Below are 16,327 nucleotides of genomic sequence, written 5' to 3' on the forward strand. Positions count from 1 at the left end.
CGCTCAGCACTCGATCACATTCACGGCGAGGCCGCCTCGGGACGTTTCCTTGTACTTGGTTTTCATGTCAGCTCCTGTGTCGCGCATGGTTTTGATGGCCTTGTCGAGGGAGACCTTGTGGCTGCCGTCCCCGTGAAGGGCCAGCCGGGCAGCGTTGATGGCCTTCACGCTGGCGATGGCGTTGCGCTCGATGCAGGGGATCTGCACGAGGCCGCCCACCGGGTCGCAGGTGAGCCCGAGGTTGTGTTCGATGCCCACTTCCGCGGCGTTCTCCACCTGGGCCGGCGTTCCGCCCAGGACCTCGCAAAGCCCTGCGGCGGCCATTGAACAGGCAGACCCCACCTCCCCCTGGCACCCCACTTCCGCGCCGGAGATGGAGGCGTTCGTCTTGAACAGAATTCCGACGGCGGCCGCGGCCAGCAGGAAGCGGACCACGCCGTCGTCGTCGGCTCCGGGGACGAACTTGACGTAGTAGTGCAGGACCGCCGGAACGATGCCTGCGGCTCCGTTGGTGGGCGCGGTGACGATGCGGCCGCCGGCGGCGTTCTCTTCGTTGACGGCGAGGGCGAACAGGTTCACCCATTCCATCGCCAGCAGCGGGTCCGCGGGCGCCTGGACGAGGGAGGGCGTGCCTGCCGCGGCTTCGGCGGTGGCGGCCGAGGCCGTCAGCGTCCGGAACAATGCCGGGGCGCGGCGCGTCACGTTCAGCCCGCCCGGCAGGATGCCCTCCGCATTGCAGCCGTTCTGCACGCATTCGCGCATGACCGCCCAAAGGTCCAGAAGCCTGGCGCGGAGTTCGGCTTCGGTGCGCCACGTCAGTTCGTTGGCCAGCATGACGTCGGAGATGGACATGTCCTCCCGGCGGCAGATCTCCAGGAGCTCATCGGCCGTGCTGAAGGGGTAGGGCAGCACGGTGTCATCCGCCACCACCCTATCCGCGCCCTCCGCATCGCCGTCCACCACGAAGCCACCACCGATGGAGTAGTAGCTCCGCTCCCGCAGCACCGCGCCGGTGTGGTCCAGGGCGCGGAAGGTCATGCCGTTCGGGTGGGCGGGAAGGGATTTGCGGCGGTGCAGCACCACGTCCTCGTCCCAGTTGAAATCAACCCGCTGGGTTCCGCCGATGTGCAGCTCGGCGTCCAGCGCCGCGGCCGCCACCCGGTCGTCGGCGGTGAAGGTGTCCACCGTCTCCGGTTCGAGGCCCTGCAGTCCGAGGACCACCGCCTTGTCGGATCCGTGCCCGCGGCCGGTGGCGCCGAGGGAGCCGAACAGCTCTGCCTGGACCCGGACCGTGGAGCTGAGTTGCCCGTCGCCCTTGAGCCCGTCGGCGAACAGTTTGGCCGCCCGCATCGGGCCCACGGTGTGCGAGGACGAGGGCCCGATGCCTACGGAGAACAGATCCAGGACGCTGAGCGCCATTAGGGGACCTCGGCTGAGGCGTACTCCCGCATGGCGTCCAGGAGCCACCGGCCCAGGAAGTCGGCAAAGGACGCCCTCGGGAGGACCCGGAAGCTTTCCTCGCCGGTCTTCCAGAGGATGGCCGGGATGTTGCCGATCACCGTGGAGTAGGCCGTTCCGGCGTTGAACTCCCGGGGGTGCAGGTCCAGCGAGCAGCCTTTTTCCAGCACCGCCCGGGCCCGCGGGCCGGTGAGTTCGAAGGTGGTGCGGTTGGCGGACAGGTCCACCACCTGGCCTTCGCCGTCGGCCAGCGCGGACTGCAGGGCCGGGATCAGGTCGCCGCCCAGTGACTCGTGCGCTTCCGCGGGGGCCACCACGAGGAACTCGGCCGGCCCCAGCCACAGCACGGAGGTGTCACCGCTGCTGCGGATTTCACCGGATGCCGCGGGAAGCCCTCCTGTAACGGACGCGAGCCGTTCCGCTGTTTCGGTGCCGGCGGCCGCCCGGAGTCCCACCAGGGTGAGGAAGGGCAGCTCGGCCAGTTCAACGGTGCCTGCCAGGGAGCCCGTTGCGAAGGCTTCCAACAGGTGCGATGCAGGGCTGGTGCGGGCGGCAAGGTCCTTTTCTGCGGGGTGCCTTGCGGAGGTGTGGGATGCTGCTGTTTCAGCCATCTTTGCGGGTTCCTTCGGGGTCAAAAAGCACGGTCTCTGCGACAACAACGTCCACCAGTTGATCGCCGGCGGCTGCCACCAGGGTTTCCCCGATGCGGTTGCGGCCGTTCTTGATCAGGGCCAGGCCGAACGACCTGCCCAGCGCTGCGCTGTGGTAGCTGGAGGTCACGAAGCCCTCCATGGGCACCGGTCCATAGGCCGGGTTGGTGGAGCGGCCCTTTTCCACGAGCTGGGTTCCCTCGGGAAGCCGCAGCGTGCCGTCCACGGGCAGGACGCTGACCAGGTGCTTGCGGTCCTCGCGCTGCGCGTCGGCCCGGGAGTAGGAGCGCTTGCCGATGAATTCCTTGGCCTTGGACACCACCCATTCCATGCCGGCGTCCTGGGGGGTGACGGTTCCGTCCGTGTCCTGCCCGACAATGGGGTAGCCCTTTTCGGCGCGCAGCACGTGCATGGTTTCGGTGCCGTAGGGGGTGATGTTGAATTCAGCCCCGGCGGCTGCCACGGCTTCCCAGGTGTTGAGGCCGTACCAGGTGGGGATGTTGATTTCGTAGGCCAGTTCACCGGAGAAGGAGATCCTGCAGATGCGGGCCTGCACGCCGGAGGCGAGGGTGGTTTCGCGGAAGGTCATGAACGGGAAGGCGTCGGCCTCCAGTCCGCCGTCGGCGGCCAGCTCCGGGGCCACCTTGGCGATCACCGCGCGGGATTTGGGCCCGACGACGGCGATGGTGGACCACTGTTCGGTCACCGAGGTGCAGTGCACGTCCAGTTCCGGCCATTCGGTCTGCTTCCATTCCTCCAGCCAGTCCAGGACCTTGGCGGCACCGCCGGTGGTGGTGGTCATGAAGTAGCGGTCCTCGTCCAGGCGCAGGGTCACGCCGTCGTCGAAGATCATGCCGTCCGCCATGCACATTACGCCGTAGCGGGCAGAGCCGGGGGCCAGTTTCTTGAACGCGTTGGTGTAGATGCGGTTGAGGAACTCCCCCGCATCCTTGCCCCGGATTTCGATCTTGCCCAGGGTGGTGGCGTCCATGAATCCGACGGATTCCCGGACGGCGGCGCACTCGCGGAGCACCGCTGCGTCCATGTCCTCCCCGTCCTGCGGGTAGTACCAGGGCCGCTTCCACTGCCCCACGTCCTCGAACAGTGCCCCCTGCGCCGCGTGCCACGGGTGGATGGAGGTGACGCGGGCGGGGTCGAACAGTTCGCCGCGCTGGCGTCCGGCCAGTGCCGCGAAGGCCACGGGGGTGAACGGCGCCCGGTAGGTGGTGGTGCCGATGTCGCCGATGCCGCGGGATGCCTCCCCCGCCTGCCGGAGGGCGGCGGCGATGACGCCGATGGCGTTGACGCCGGACGTCTTGCCCTGGTCGTTGGCGGTGCTGATGGAGGTGTAGCGCTTGATGTGCTCCACGGACCGCATCCCGGCCCCGGTGGAGCGCAGCACGTCGGCGACGGACTGGTCCCGCTGGAAGTCCACGAAGTGGTGGTGCCAGTCATCCGGTGTGCCGGTCTGGCCGGGCACCAGCCACAGCTGGCGGGTGGGGCCGGAGGCCTTCGGCTCGCCGATCACGGCCGGGACGACGTCGGAGGTGAAGCCGGCGGCGATGGCCGCGGCCGCACCGGCGGAGATGCCTTCGGCGAAGCAGTCCGCGAGTTCGAAGCTGCCGCGGCCGGAGCCGATGATCTGCTGGTCCCGGACGGCGGTGCTCGGCACGAAGGCCGCCAGGTCCTCGTCCCAGCGCAGCTTTCCCTGCCGCTGCGAGTGCAGGTGCACCAGCGGGCTCCACCCGCCGGCCACGGCCAGCAGGTCGCAGGCGATCTCTTCGACGCCGGAGGTGAGTTCGCCCTCGTTGTTGATGCTGCGGACGGTCACACCGTCGAGGCGTCCTGCGCTCTCCGCCGTGCCCTCTCCTTCGGAGGACGCCGTGTTGGCCACGGCGCTGCCGATCAGCACGCGGGTGCCGGATTCGACGGCGGCGGCGGCCACCGGGGTGAGGCCCGGACGGGCATCGACGACGGCCGCGACCTTGATGCCGGCGGCCTGGAGGTCCGCGGCCAGGGCGTAGGCGGAGTCGTTCGTGGTGCTGATGACCACGCGCTGCCCGGGGGCGACGGCATAACGGTTGAGGTAGGTGCGGACGGCCGAGGCGAGCATGATGCCGGGGCGGTCGTTGTTTTCGAAGACCAGGGGCCGTTCGTGGGCGCCGGGGGCGAGGACCACTTGCTTGGCACGGACGTGCCAAATCCGCTGGCGGGACACGCCGGAGGCTGCCGGGCCGGGCAGGTGGTCGGTGCGGTTCTGCACCGCGATGACGTAGTTGGCGTCGTAGGCGCCGAAGGCTGTGGTGCGGTTCAGGACGGTGCATTCGGCCCCGGAGACGAGTTCGCTCTCCACGTCCGACACCCATTCCAGGGCGGGCTTGCCCTCAATGGTCTCGGCCAGTCCTGGGGCGGTGGAACCGGACAGGAGCGTCCCGCCCAGTTCGGGCTGGTCGTCCATGAGGATCACGCGGGCACCGGTGCGCACGGCCTCGCGGGCTGCGGCCAGGCCGGCGGGCCCGCCGCCGATCACCAGAACGTCCGTGTGGACGTACTTCTTGTCGTACTCGGCGCGGTCGTCTTCCGGGTCCAGCCTGCCCAGGCCGTTCAGCAGGTCTGCAGCAAGGCCGTCCACGAGGGTGACGGTGGTGGCGGGGAGCATGGATTCGGCGACGTGGCCCGGGAACCGCGGTTCGATCCGGACCAGGGCGTTGGGTTCCTCCACCCCGGCGGCCAGGATGCCGCGGGGCCGGTCCTCGTAGAGTGAGTTGCCGGCGGCGACCCGGCCGTTGGCGAGCAGGGCCGAGGCGAGCGTGTCACCGGGGTGGCCGGTGAATTCCTCGCCGTCCACGCTGAAGCGCCAGGTGATGCTGCGGTCGATGCGTCCGCCGGTGCTGAGGCGGTTCTGCTGGGTGGTCATTGAACGGCGCCTTCCGGTGATGCAGAGGTGGTCTTGGCGGATTCGGGGCGTGGTGCGCCCATGGGGTAGATGGCCTGGATGTCATAGGTGACAGTGTCCCTAAGCATGTTGAACCACTGCCGGCAGCCGGTGCTGTGGACCCAGCGTTCGGCGAAGGCGCCCTTGGGGTTGTCCCGGTAGAACAGGAGTTCGGCCCATTCACGGTCGTTCAGCGCGGCGGGGTCTTTGGGGTACGGCACGTGGGCCTGGCCGCCGTAGTGGAATTCGGTTTCGTCCCGCGGGCCGCAGTTGGGGCACGGTATGAGGAGCATGTGCGTCTTCTTTCTGGTGGACGGCGGCTAGTGGGCGACGGCGGCGGCGCCGTGTTCGTCGATGAGGGCGCCGGTTTCGAAGCGTTCCAGCGAGAACGGCTGGTTCAGTTTGTGCGGGGCGCCGGTGGCGATGGTGTGGGCGAACGTGAGGCCGGCCGCCGGGGTGCCCTTGAACCCGCCGGTGCCCCAGCCGCAGTTGACGAACATGTTCTCCACCGGTGTCGTGCCCACGATCGGGGAGGCGTCCAGGGTGGTGTCGACGATCCCGCCCCAGGTCCGGAGCACGTGCGCCCGGGCGAAGATCGGGAAGAGTTCGACGGCGGCAGCCATCTGCTGCTCGATCACGTGGAAGGAACCGCGCTGGCCGTAGCCGTTGTAGGAGTCAACGCCGGCGCCCATGACCAGTTCGCCCTTGTGGGCCTGCGAGACGTAGACGTGGACGTGGTTGGACATGACGACGGTCGGGTGGACCGGCTCGTGCAGTTCGGAGACCAGCGCCTGCAGCGGGTGGGACTGGATGGGCAGGCGGAAGCCTGCCATTTCGGCCAGGACCGAGCTGTGGCCGGCGGCGCACAGGCCCACCTTTTCGGTGTGGATGGTGCCCCGGTTGGTCTTGACCCCCACCACGCGTTCGCCGTCCTTGAGGAACCCGGTGACCTCGCAGTTCTGGATGATGTCCACGCCCAGCTCATCGCATTTGCGGGCGAAGGCCCAGGCGACGTGGTCGTGCTTGGCGATGCCTGCCCGCGGCTGGTAGGTGGCGCCCATCACGGGGTAGCGGATGTTGTCGCTGATGTTCAGGATGGGGCACAGTTCCTTGACCTGCTGCGGGTCCAGCCATTCGGCGTCGACGCCGTTGAGCTTGTTGGCGCCCACGCGCCGCATGCTTTCGCGCACGTCGCCCAGCGTGTGGGCCAGGTTCATGACGCCGCGCTGGCTGAAGAGGAAGTCGTATTCGAGCTCCTCCGGCAGGATCTCCCACAGTTTGAGGGCGTGCTCGTAGATCGCCGCGCTCTCGTCCCAGAGGTAGTTGGAGCGGATGATCGTGGTGTTCCGCGCCATGTTGCCGCCGGCCAGCCAGCCCTTTTCCAGGACCGCGATGTTCGTCATGCCATGGTTCTTCGCCAGGAAGTACGCGGTGGCCAGGCCGTGTCCGCCGCCGCCGACAATGACAGCGTCGTAGGAGGACTTGGGCTCGGGGTTCCGCCAGAGGAAGTCCGGATGTTCCGGAAGCTGCTGAGTGCTCACAGGGCGGCTCCAATCAGGTCTGCCTCGGCCCCGGCCAGTGCGGCGTCGGTGGTGAGGTGCGGGTAAAGGGGGAACTGTGCGGCGAGGGCGGTCACCCGGGCACGGAGTTCGGCGGCCGTGTCGGCCTCAAGGGTGCCGGTGTCCGCTGCGGCGATCAGCGCCGTCGCGATGATGTCCGCCACTTCACTGAAGGCGGCGGCGCCGAACCCGCGGGTGGCCAGCGCCGGCGTGCCGATCCGGAGCCCGGAGGAGACCATCGGCGGGCGGGGGTCGAACGGAACGGCGTTGCGGTTCACCGTGATGCCGATCCGGTGCAGGGCGTCCTCGGCCTGCTGGCCGTCCAGTTCGGAGTTCCGCAGATCCACCAGGACCAGGTGGACGTCGGTGCCGCCGTTCACGACGGAAATGCCGGCAGCCTCGACGTCGGGCCGGAGGAAGCGTTCGGCCAGCAGCTTCGCGCCCTGCAGGACGCGCTCCTGGCGTTCCTTGAACTCCGGGGATCCGGCCAGCTTGAAGGCGACGGCCTTGGCGGCGATGACGTGCTCCAAGGGTCCGCCCTGCTGGCCGGGGAAGACGGCGGAGTTGATCTTCTTGGCGTATTCCTCCTTGGCGAGGATCACTCCGCCGCGGGGTCCGCCGAGGGTCTTGTGCGTGGTGGTGGTGACGACGTCCGCGTACGGGACCGGGTTGGGGTGCAGCCCGGCGGCGACGAGTCCGGCGAAGTGCGCCATGTCCACCATCAGGTAGGCGCCTACGAGGTCGGCGATGCGGCGGAATTCGGCGAAGTCCAGCTGGCGGGAGTAGGCGGACCAGCCGGCGACGATGAGCTTGGGCCGGTGTTCCAGGGCCAGGGCTTCCACCTCGGCCATATCCACCCGGAGGTCGGATTCGCGCACGTGGTACGGAACCACATTGTAGAGCTTGCCGGAGAAGTTCATCTTCATGCCGTGGGTCAGGTGGCCGCCGTGGGCCAGGGAGAGTCCCATGATGGTGTCGCCCGGCTGCAGCAGCGCGAACATTGCTGCGGCGTTGGCCTGGGCGCCGGAGTGCGGCTGCACGTTGGCGAATTCGGCGCCGAACAGGGCCTTCACGCGGTCAATGGCCAGTTGCTCGACGACGTCCACGTGCTCGCAGCCGCCGTAGTAGCGCTTGCCCGGGTAGCCTTCGGCATATTTGTTGGTCAGGACCGAGCCCTGTGCCTCCATCACCGCTGCCGGAGCGAAGTTCTCCGAGGCGATCATTTCAAGGGTGGACTGCTGGCGTTCCAGTTCCTGCGCCACGGCAGCAGCAACATCGGCATCCACGCTGGCAAGAGAGGCATTGAGTGCGTCCGGCATATTTCTCCTTAGAGCTTTTCGAGTCTTGATCCACAACTGATCTTCAACTGATATATTAGAACTGACGTAATAGTATGTTCTAGATCACTACGTGGTCAATAGGAGGGTGAAAGTCTCGATGAGCCTGACGCTAGAGAACCAACTCGCGGGCGGCGGGGAACTCTCGCTGGCCGAGCAGGCCTACCAGCACCTGCGGGACCGCTTGATCATGCTGGAGATCCGGCCAGGAGAGGCCATCAACGACGGCAAGCTCGCCGCCGAACTCGGCATCGGCCGCACACCGGTGCGCGAAGCCCTGAAGCGCCTGGAAAGCGACCATCTGGTGGTCTCCTACCCGCGCCGGGGAACCTTTGCCACTGCCGTGGACATCACCGCGCTGGCGGACGTGTCCGAGATCCGGGAGTCCCTCGAACCCCTCGCCGCCAGGCGCGCCGCGAAGCTCGCCACGCCTGCGATGCGCTCGGAACTGCGGAGCACGGCCGGCGCCATTGCCGGCATCGACCCCGCCGGAGACCCTTACGACCTCATGCGGTACGACATCAAAGTGCACCGCCTCATCTACCGGGCAGCAGCGAATCCGCACCTCGAGGACGTCCTGATCCGTTACGACAACCTGGCCACCCGGATCTGGTGCATGGTGCTGGAGAAGGTCCCCTCCGTCGTCGAACACATTGCCGAGCACGTGGAGCTCCTGGAGACCATCGCCGACGGGGATTCGGACCAGGCCGGCAAACTGGCCCTTGAACACGTCACCAGCTTCGAGCAGGCCATCCGCAGCGTGCTCTGAACCGCTGCTCTCGGCCCGCGGGCACACCCGGCGCGCGGGTGCGCACCCCTCCCGCTTCCGGGGCATCGTGGGATGACCTCCATCGTGCGGCATGATGAGGATCATGACCATTGCAAAGTCCGTGCTGCTCTTTATCCTGGCCGCCGCCGCCGAGATCGGCGGCGCCTGGCTGGTGTGGCAGGCCGTCCGGGAGGGCCGCGGCTGGTGGTGGGCCGGATTCGGGATCATCGCCCTTGGCCTGTACGGTTTCGTGGCGACCCTGCAGCCTGACGCGCACTTCGGGAGGATCCTGGCCGCCTATGGCGGCGTGTTCGTCGCTGGGTCCCTGGTATGGGGCATGGTCTTCGACGGGTTCCGGCCCGACCGCTGGGACGTCATCGGATCGCTGATCTGTGTGGCGGGGGTGGCCGTGATCATGTTCGCTCCCCGAGGGCCTGTTACCTAGGAGGGCGTCAGGGAGGTTGCTAGTCAGTGCCCTGCGCGGCCCGCGGATAGGCGCCCATCAGCGCTGCTGACACCATCCAGACTAGGCCGATCGCCCCCACGGTCGCCGCGCCGCCGAATCCTGCGGCTGACGCGGCGAGCGCCGCGCCCCCGGCAGAGGCGCTGGCACGGAAGCCTGCGCTCACGGTGAAGATCTGAGACTTCAGGTGTGCCGGGCTGTGCCAGTTGCGAAGGTAGAGCATGGCAGCCGCAGTGGGAGCCGTGAAGACGCCGGATAGACCGATGGCGATGACGGTCCACGTGGTGCCCAGATCGAACGCGGCCGCGATGGTGAGCAGTCCTGTAGCGAGGAAACCCGCCGTCATGGCGGAGTGGGGGCGGCGGCGTGTGGGCCGGGCCGTCTCGTAAAGGGCTCCCAGAAGACTGCCGATGGCAAAGGACGTCACCACCGCGGCGCCGTCGCCGGGCGATCCGACCCGCTCGATGGAGAGCGCAACCGCCGCGATCGCCAGACCGCCTTGGCCAAGCTGGGTCAGGGTGGAGGAAGCGGTGACCACCGCCAGCGGCCGGTGGCTGAAGATTCTGTGCAGCCCAGATTTGATGGCCAGCCACGGCGATCCTCCCGTCCCTGTGTGGGGGCGAAGTCCGACGGCGGGAGCGGCTACCGCGCCCACGGCGGCGGCGGCCGCCAGCACCCAGAGGGCGGTCTGGGCCGGCAGAAACATCGAGATGACGGCCACGAGCGCCGGGCCGGCCACGGCCGAGACGTTGTAGCAAAGGGCGTCGTAGGCGAAGGCCCGGCGCCCATCAGGAATTGTGCCGGCCACGAAGCTGGACAGCCCGCCCATGTAAAAGGGAGCCACCGCCCCGGCCGCGGCCAAAACAACTAACGCGACCGGCACCGGTATCTGGCCGAGAAAGGCAGCCACCGCAAACGCAGCCGCCGTGATGATCCCGGCCGCGGCCACCAGCAGGGCCGGCCGGCGCGCCCGGTCCAGCGCGGCCCCCACCAGAGGGGCAGCAAGGACACTCGGCCCGAGGGATGCCGCAACCAGAAGGCCCCCGACGGCCACATCGCCCAGGCGCTCCACTGCCAGAAGGGGGAGCGCCACAGCCGCTCCGGCACTCGCCATTCGTGGTGGTAGCGACGCGGCCAGATAACGGACGACGCTCATCTTGTCTTCAGTTCCTCTTGTTCTTCAGTTCCTTCCGGCCTTTAACTCATTCGTTGCAGGTACCGCCGTCGAGCATTGCCCAGTTCTTCGCCGGATGCAATTTTCGCCCCCGGGTGGAACAGAAGTTCGAATCTACGCGCGGGACCTGCCGCGGACGAAGTGGAAGATTAGGACGACCACGGCAATAACCAGTAGTAGGTGGATTAGTGCGCCGCCGATATTGGCGATCAGGCCGAGAAGCCAGAGAACGGCGATGATGATGGCTATCCAAAGCAACACGAGAATCTCCTTCGTTTGGCGGATGGAAAAGCTAGTTTTGTGCTATTCGGCTGTGGTGCCTATCACCCTATGCCAGGAACTGGTTGCCGGAAATAGCCGCACGCCGGGCCTGCCCTGATGGAGAATGCCTTCATGACCAACGACGCTCTCCGGCCTGTCTACTTCCTCTCCGACAGCACCGGCATCACCGCGGAAACTCTCGGCAATACCTTGCTGACGCAGTTCCCCGCGAACAACTTTGACCGCATCACGATCCCCTTCATCACCACAGCCGAACAGGCCAGGACCGTGGTCGGGACCATCGACCGGTTCGCCGCCACGGGCCTGCGGCCGATCGTCTTTTCCACTGCAGTTAGCAGCGAAATCCGTCGGGTCCTGGCGACGTGCAAGGGAATCATCGTGGACCTCATCGGGATGCACGTCGGACAGTTGGAGCAGGCCCTCGGCTCCCCGGCCAGCGGCGAACCCGGCAGAGCCCACGGGTTGGGCAACGCGGAGCGGTATCAATCCCGGATGGCCGCCGTCGAATACGCCATGGAACACGACGACGGCCAGAGCCTGCGTGCGCTCGAAAAGGCCCAGGTCATTCTGGTGGCGCCGTCCCGGTGCGGGAAAACGCCCACCACGATGTATTTGGCCCTGCAGCACGGGATCTTCGCCGCGAACTTCCCGCTGGTCGACGAAGACTTCCGCCGGGAAGGGCTCCCCAAGCCCCTGAGGCCCTTCGTGTCGAAGTGTTTCGGCCTGTCCTCCAACCCGTTGCGCCTGAGCCAGATCCGCACGGAACGGCGCCGCGGCTCGTCGTACGCCTCGCTGCGGCAGTGCGGTTTCGAACTGCGCAGCGCCGAGCAGTTGTACGTCTCCCATAGGATTCCCTACCTGAATTCGGCCACCGTCTCCGTGGAAGAAATGGCAGCCACCATCCTGCAGCGGATGAACCTCAAACATTAGGGAAAAGTTTCACAAATTCGGTGTGGCGCACGTCATATGGAAACGGCACTGCGGACCTGTCACTGTGGACGGGACCCGCGCCCCGCAACCGGCCATCGCCGCGGGCGGGGCGGCGCAATTGCATGCCATCATCTGCAAAGGAGCAGCAAGAATGACGACAGACATCCTGTGGTTTTCAGAACTAGGACTCAAGGACCTGGACCGGGTGGGCGGAAAGAATGCCTCCCTTGGCGAGATGGTTCAGAACCTGACCTCTGCCGGGGTCCAGGTCCCGGACGGGTTCGCCACCACCGCGGATGCCTACCGCAATTTCCTGGCAGCTTCTGGCCTGGACCAGAAAATCGCCGACCGCCTGGTCGGTCTGGACACCGATGACGTCACGGCCCTGGCCTCGGCCGGCCAGGAGATCCGGGCACTGGTGCGCCAGACGCCCTTCCAGCCGGAGTTTGAAGCGCAGATCCGGGACGCTTACCAGCAGCTCGTGGACAAGCACGGCGGCTCTGAGGACCTGTCCTGGGCGGTCCGTTCCAGCGCCACGGCGGAAGACCTTCCCGATGCCTCCTTCGCCGGGCAGCAGGAAACATTCCTGAACGTCCGCGGAATCGAGAACATCCTGCTCGCCGTCAAGGATGTGTTCGCGTCCCTCTACAACGACCGGGCGATTGCCTACCGCGTACACCACCGGTTCGAACATGCCGAGGTGGCGCTCTCGGCCGGCATCCAGCGCATGGTGCGCTCCGACATCGGGGCCTCCGGCGTCATGTTCACCATGGACACGGAGTCCGGGTTCCAGGACGCCGTGTTCGTCACGTCCTCCTACGGCCTCGGCGAGGCTGTAGTGCAAGGCGCCGTCAACCCGGACGAATTCTACGTCTACAAGCCCGCGCTGCAGGCCGCCCGTCCCGCCATCCTCAAGCGAGGGCTGGGCGAGAAGGCCCTCCAGATGACGTACACGGCCAGCCGCGAGATCGGCCGCACCATCGACTTCGTCCCCGTTGAGGCTGCATTGCGGAACCGCTTCAGCCTCAACGACGACGACGTCGAACAGCTGGCCCGGCACGCCGTCGCCATTGAGAACCACTACGGCCGCCCGATGGACATCGAGTGGGGCAAGGACGGGGTCGACGGCGGCCTGTACATCCTGCAGGCGCGCCCGGAAACCGTGCAGTCCCGACGGGCCTCCGGCAGCCTGAGCCGTTTCCGCCTCGAAGGGACCGCCCGGGTGCTGGTCGAGGGTCGTGCCATCGGGCAGCGCATCGGCGCCGGCAGTGTCCGCATCCTCACGGCGATTGACCAGATGGCCGCCTTCAAGACCGGCGATGTCCTCGTCGCCGACATGACCGACCCGGACTGGGAACCGATCATGAAGCGTGCCTCCGCGATCGTGACCAACCGCGGCGGCCGCACATGCCATGCCGCGATCATCGCCCGCGAACTGGGGATACCCGCCGTCGTCGGCACCGGGAACGCCACGGACGCGCTCTCCGACGGCCTCGACGTGACCGTCTCCTGCGCCGACGGCGAGACCGGCCTGATCTACGAGGGGCTCCTGGATTTCAGCGTCGAGGAAACCGAAATTACCGAGCTTCCCGAAGCCCCGGTCAAGGTCATGATGAACGTCGGCACGCCGGAGCAGGCGTTCACCTTCGCGCAGCTGCCCAACCACGGAGTGGGCCTGGCCCGGCTGGAATTCATCATCAATCGCCAGATCGGCATCCACCCCAAGGCACTGCTGAACCTGGACGAACAGCCGGCGGACGTCGCCGCGGAAATCCGTGAGCGGATCGCCGCGTACGACAGCCCGCGCGACTACTACATCAAGCGTCTGGCCGAAGGCGTGTCCACCATCGCGGCGGCCTTCGCGCCGGAACCGGTGATTGTGCGCATGTCCGACTTCAAGTCCAACGAGTACGCGAACCTGATTGGCGGACCCGCCTACGAGCCGCACGAAGAGAACCCGATGATCGGCTTCCGCGGCGCCTCACGTTACCTGGAGCCGTCCTTCCGGGACTGCTTCGACCTTGAGTGCGAGGCACTGTCCTTCGTCCGCAACGAGATGGGGCTGACCAACGTCAAGCTGATGATCCCGTTCGTGCGGACCCTGGACGAGGCCCGCGGCGTCATTGAACTGTTGGCGGAGAACGGCCTCACCCGCGGCGAGAACGGCCTCGAGGTGATCATGATGTGTGAGATTCCGTCCAACGCGCTGCTCGCCGACGAGTTCCTGGACTACTTTGATGGCTTCTCCATCGGCTCCAACGACATGACCCAGCTGACCCTGGGGCTCGACCGGGATTCTGCGGTCGTCTCGGGTGGCTTCGATGAACGCGACCCTGCCGTGAAGAAGCTCCTGAGCCTGGCAATCAAGGCTTGCAAGGCCCGCGGCAAATATGTGGGCATCTGCGGCCAGGGTCCCAGTGACCACACGGACTTCGCCGAGTGGCTCGTCGACGAAGGCATCGATTCCGTCTCCCTGAACCCCGACACCGTGGTGGATACCTGGCTCCGGCTCGCCGGCGCGGCCGTGGCGGGCGCCGCGGCGAACTAACAGCACGATACTGCAGCGGACGCAGAGTGGAGGATCGCCGTTGGCGGTCCTCCACTTGTCTTAAACCGCGCGCCCTGGCTTCGTTTGCAGTTGCGGGCAGCGCCGCTCCTAAGGTGCGGAAATGAACATCACCTGCAGGCTGGACTATCGTCTAAACAGAAAAGGGCCGCGCGACACCGACGACTAACCCGGACGCTCTCCCGACGCCGACATATCAAAATAATTGGGTACCCGGCGCCCAACCAGCTTGCTGGCAGGGCTCAGCCACCGCTGCCCTCCGGCCGAACGAATTGAGGATAGCGGTTTGGACGGAGTCTTAAAGGGGTTCTTTGTGGTGGGCGCAGTAATGCTCGTCGGCTACGTTTTGGCCAGGACGAACGCCCTCGGGCCCCACGGGACGAAGGTGCTGTCCACCCTCACCTTTATGGTTGGCCTGCCGAGCCTGATGTTCTCAACGATCGCTTCCCGCCATATTTCCGAAGTCCTCAGCCAGACCGGGCTGATCTCGGTGGTCACGGCTCTGGCCGTGATGGCACTGTTCGCCGCCACCGGCGCGGTTGCCAGGTGGGGTGTCCGGCGGACCACCATCGGGGCGCTGTCCACGGGGATAGTCAATTCCACGAACCTCGGCGTTCCGTTGTCACTGTACGTCCTCGGCAGCGCCACCTTCGTTACCCCCATCATGCTGTTCCAACTGGCCCTCGTGACGCCGGTTGCGCTGACCGTCCTGGACCTGACGGATCCTGCGGGCAAAAGAGCCTCGATCAGCCGCATCCTGTCCACTCCATTGCGCAACCCCGTGACGGTCGCGGCGATTCTCGGAGTCATCGTCAGCGCGGCCGGCATTCAGTTCCCGGCCGTGGCGTTGGACCCTTTGAAACTCGTCGCCCAGCTCACCGTGCCCCTGATGCTGATCATTTTCGGCATGTCCCTCCACGGCCTTTCACCGCGCGGCGGCGCTGGCGACGGCGCACCAACACTGGTGGCAGTCATCCTCAAATCCGCCATCCAGCCCGTTCTGGCGTGGGTGCTGGCCATGTATGTCTTCCACCTCGATGCTTTCAGCACCTTTGTGGTCACGGCCTGCGCGATCCTGCCGACCGGCCAGAATGTGGTCCTCTACGCCGTCCGGTACGGGGTGGGCAAGAATCTCGCGCAGTCTGTCGCCGTCATCACCTCAGCCTTGGCGGTCCCGCTGTTGCTGGGGGCAGCCTGGCTGATGAATTGAGCCGAACCAGGATAGGGCGCAATCAGGCGGCGTTAGCGCGCTCAACAGGGCCGGCGGAGCTCAGGCAGCAACCGGAAAGGGACAGGGACCACACTGTGCCTGCCCCTTTCCGCCTGTCTCACGGCGCCTCGGGCAATATCTCTATTGCCCCCGCCCCGTGATGAGTCCGGCCCCTCTGTGCGCTTCGGAACAGAAGGCCCCCAATGGAGAGGGACTGAAGAAGCAATGAATTGATCAATTCCTCAATAACGAGTCTGTCGCGCGCTAGAGCGGGCCGTCAAGAGAAGTAGTTATTCCGTTACATTCCCAGCAACGGCGTCACTGGCTGTCTCGGCGAGTGTCCGCCCGCGTTCACGCGCCTCAGAAAGGAGTGCGGCGAGGGCGGCTTCGGAACTGCGGCCCGTCCGGACGCTGACGGATTCAACGGCCGCGGCAATCAGCGCGCGCCTCTCCAGGGACTGTTCGAGTCGGGGAACGAGTTCCTCCACCAAGGCACCCACATCTTCGTTCTCGGTGTCTCGGGGGGCTGTCTCCGGAGCACTCATGGCAGTCAGGCCATCTGCCTCAGCAGCCGCGCGGACGGACAACACAGCATCGGCCTCCGACAGGATCCGGGCAACTTCAGGAAACGACAAGCGGTACAGCAGCCGCCCGCCCGCACGCTTCCCAGTCACCAGGTGCTGGGCACGGAGCTGGGCAAGGTGGCCCGCCAGATGCGAGGGCTTCAGCCCCGTGGCCTCGCACAAGTCCGGCACTGAGGACGGGCCCAAGGCGAGCACGCCCACCACCCGTGCGCGGGCGGGATGCGCGAGCGCCTTGAACAGCTCAGCCTCAGCAGCCGCGAGCATATCAGCAGCCTGCGCCGGTCCAATCATCACGGCTCCTTACTGGCGGGTATAAACATTCGTGGCAACTTGGGTGCCTATAAGCTGATTATCCTCTCACCGCGCAAGGTAAGGGACGCAGCGAACAGTCCATTGACGTCCCCGGGCGC

General features: G+C 66.6%; 14 protein-coding genes. 5 read left to right on the plus strand and 9 right to left on the minus strand.

The genetic code is table 11. The annotated features are described in order from the left end of the window. Window positions 1–3: 3 nt before the first annotated feature. Genes ACFVVK_RS00195 through glyA form a run of 6 tightly spaced genes read right to left on the minus strand, consistent with a single transcriptional unit; the run spans window position 4 to window position 7,921 of the window. Entirely contained in the window at window positions 4–1,419 is a 1,416-nt protein-coding gene (locus ACFVVK_RS00195; protein ID WP_390261751.1) for an L-serine ammonia-lyase, read from the minus strand. After that, window positions 1,419–2,069, minus strand: a complete 651-nt coding sequence (locus ACFVVK_RS00200; RefSeq protein ID WP_390261754.1) for a sarcosine oxidase subunit gamma — start codon at window positions 2,067–2,069, stop codon at window positions 1,419–1,421. The genes ACFVVK_RS00195 and ACFVVK_RS00200 overlap by 1 nt, the downstream gene beginning before the upstream one ends. After that, window positions 2,062–5,025 (minus strand): sarcosine oxidase subunit alpha family protein, encoded by a 2,964-nt coding sequence (locus ACFVVK_RS00205; RefSeq protein ID WP_390261757.1) that lies wholly within the window; start codon window positions 5,023–5,025, stop codon window positions 2,062–2,064. Before ACFVVK_RS00205 ends, ACFVVK_RS00200 begins: the two co-directional genes overlap by 8 nt. Next, a complete protein-coding gene (locus ACFVVK_RS00210; protein ID WP_390261760.1) occupies window positions 5,022–5,336 on the minus strand; it encodes a sarcosine oxidase subunit delta in 315 nt (104 codons plus the stop codon). The genes ACFVVK_RS00205 and ACFVVK_RS00210 overlap by 4 nt, the downstream gene beginning before the upstream one ends. 27 nt (window positions 5,337–5,363) lie before the next feature. Beyond that, window positions 5,364–6,584, minus strand: coding sequence for a sarcosine oxidase subunit beta family protein (locus tag ACFVVK_RS00215; protein ID WP_390261763.1), 1,221 nt, complete (start codon window positions 6,582–6,584; stop codon window positions 5,364–5,366). Then, window positions 6,581–7,921 carry a serine hydroxymethyltransferase gene (glyA, locus tag ACFVVK_RS00220; protein ID WP_390261766.1) on the minus strand — a complete coding sequence of 447 codons (1,341 nt, stop codon included), beginning with the start codon at window positions 7,919–7,921 and terminating at the stop codon, window positions 6,581–6,583. The genes ACFVVK_RS00215 and glyA overlap by 4 nt, the downstream gene beginning before the upstream one ends. A gap of 118 nt (window positions 7,922–8,039) precedes the next feature. Between glyA and ACFVVK_RS00225 the strand changes: the two genes are divergently transcribed. Next, a complete protein-coding gene (locus ACFVVK_RS00225) occupies window positions 8,040–8,708 on the plus strand; it encodes a GntR family transcriptional regulator (RefSeq protein WP_390261769.1) in 669 nt (222 codons plus the stop codon). A gap of 103 nt (window positions 8,709–8,811) precedes the next feature. Continuing rightward, window positions 8,812–9,153: a YnfA family protein gene (locus ACFVVK_RS00230; RefSeq protein WP_390261772.1), complete on the plus strand. Its 342-nt coding sequence runs from the start codon at window positions 8,812–8,814 to the stop codon at window positions 9,151–9,153. Window positions 9,154–9,172: 19 nt separating this feature from the next. On the opposite strand, the gene ACFVVK_RS00235 is transcribed toward ACFVVK_RS00230, so the two are convergent. Further along, on the minus strand, window positions 9,173–10,327 hold the full coding sequence (locus ACFVVK_RS00235; RefSeq protein WP_390261775.1) for an MFS transporter: 1,155 nt from the start codon (window positions 10,325–10,327) through the stop codon (window positions 9,173–9,175). A 132-nt stretch (window positions 10,328–10,459) separates the two neighbouring features. Further along, the gene (locus tag ACFVVK_RS00240; protein ID WP_390261778.1) at window positions 10,460–10,606 is read right to left on the minus strand and encodes a lmo0937 family membrane protein; all 147 of its coding nucleotides are present in this window, start codon (window positions 10,604–10,606) and stop codon (window positions 10,460–10,462) included. A gap of 132 nt (window positions 10,607–10,738) precedes the next feature. Between ACFVVK_RS00240 and ACFVVK_RS00245 the strand changes: the two genes are divergently transcribed. The 3 genes from ACFVVK_RS00245 (at window position 10,739) to ACFVVK_RS00255 (ending at window position 15,333) form a co-directional block, all read left to right on the plus strand. Beyond that, window positions 10,739–11,557 (plus strand): pyruvate, water dikinase regulatory protein, encoded by an 819-nt coding sequence (locus ACFVVK_RS00245; protein ID WP_390261781.1) that lies wholly within the window; start codon window positions 10,739–10,741, stop codon window positions 11,555–11,557. 151 nt (window positions 11,558–11,708) lie between these two features. Beyond that, on the plus strand, window positions 11,709–14,105 hold the full coding sequence (gene ppsA / locus ACFVVK_RS00250; RefSeq protein ID WP_390261783.1) for a phosphoenolpyruvate synthase: 2,397 nt from the start codon (window positions 11,709–11,711) through the stop codon (window positions 14,103–14,105). A gap of 304 nt (window positions 14,106–14,409) precedes the next feature. Next, window positions 14,410–15,333, plus strand: coding sequence for an AEC family transporter (locus ACFVVK_RS00255; protein WP_390261785.1), 924 nt, complete (start codon window positions 14,410–14,412; stop codon window positions 15,331–15,333). A 290-nt stretch (window positions 15,334–15,623) separates the two neighbouring features. Here the strand turns inward: ACFVVK_RS00255 and ACFVVK_RS00260 are convergent, their stop codons facing one another. After that, on the minus strand, window positions 15,624–16,208 hold the full coding sequence (locus ACFVVK_RS00260) for an ArsR/SmtB family transcription factor (protein ID WP_390262754.1): 585 nt from the start codon (window positions 16,206–16,208) through the stop codon (window positions 15,624–15,626). Window positions 16,209–16,327 lie beyond the last annotated feature (119 nt).

It is taken from the genome of Arthrobacter sp. NPDC058192 (genome assembly GCF_042883665.1).
Taxonomy (GTDB): domain Bacteria; phylum Actinomycetota; class Actinomycetes; order Actinomycetales; family Micrococcaceae; genus Arthrobacter.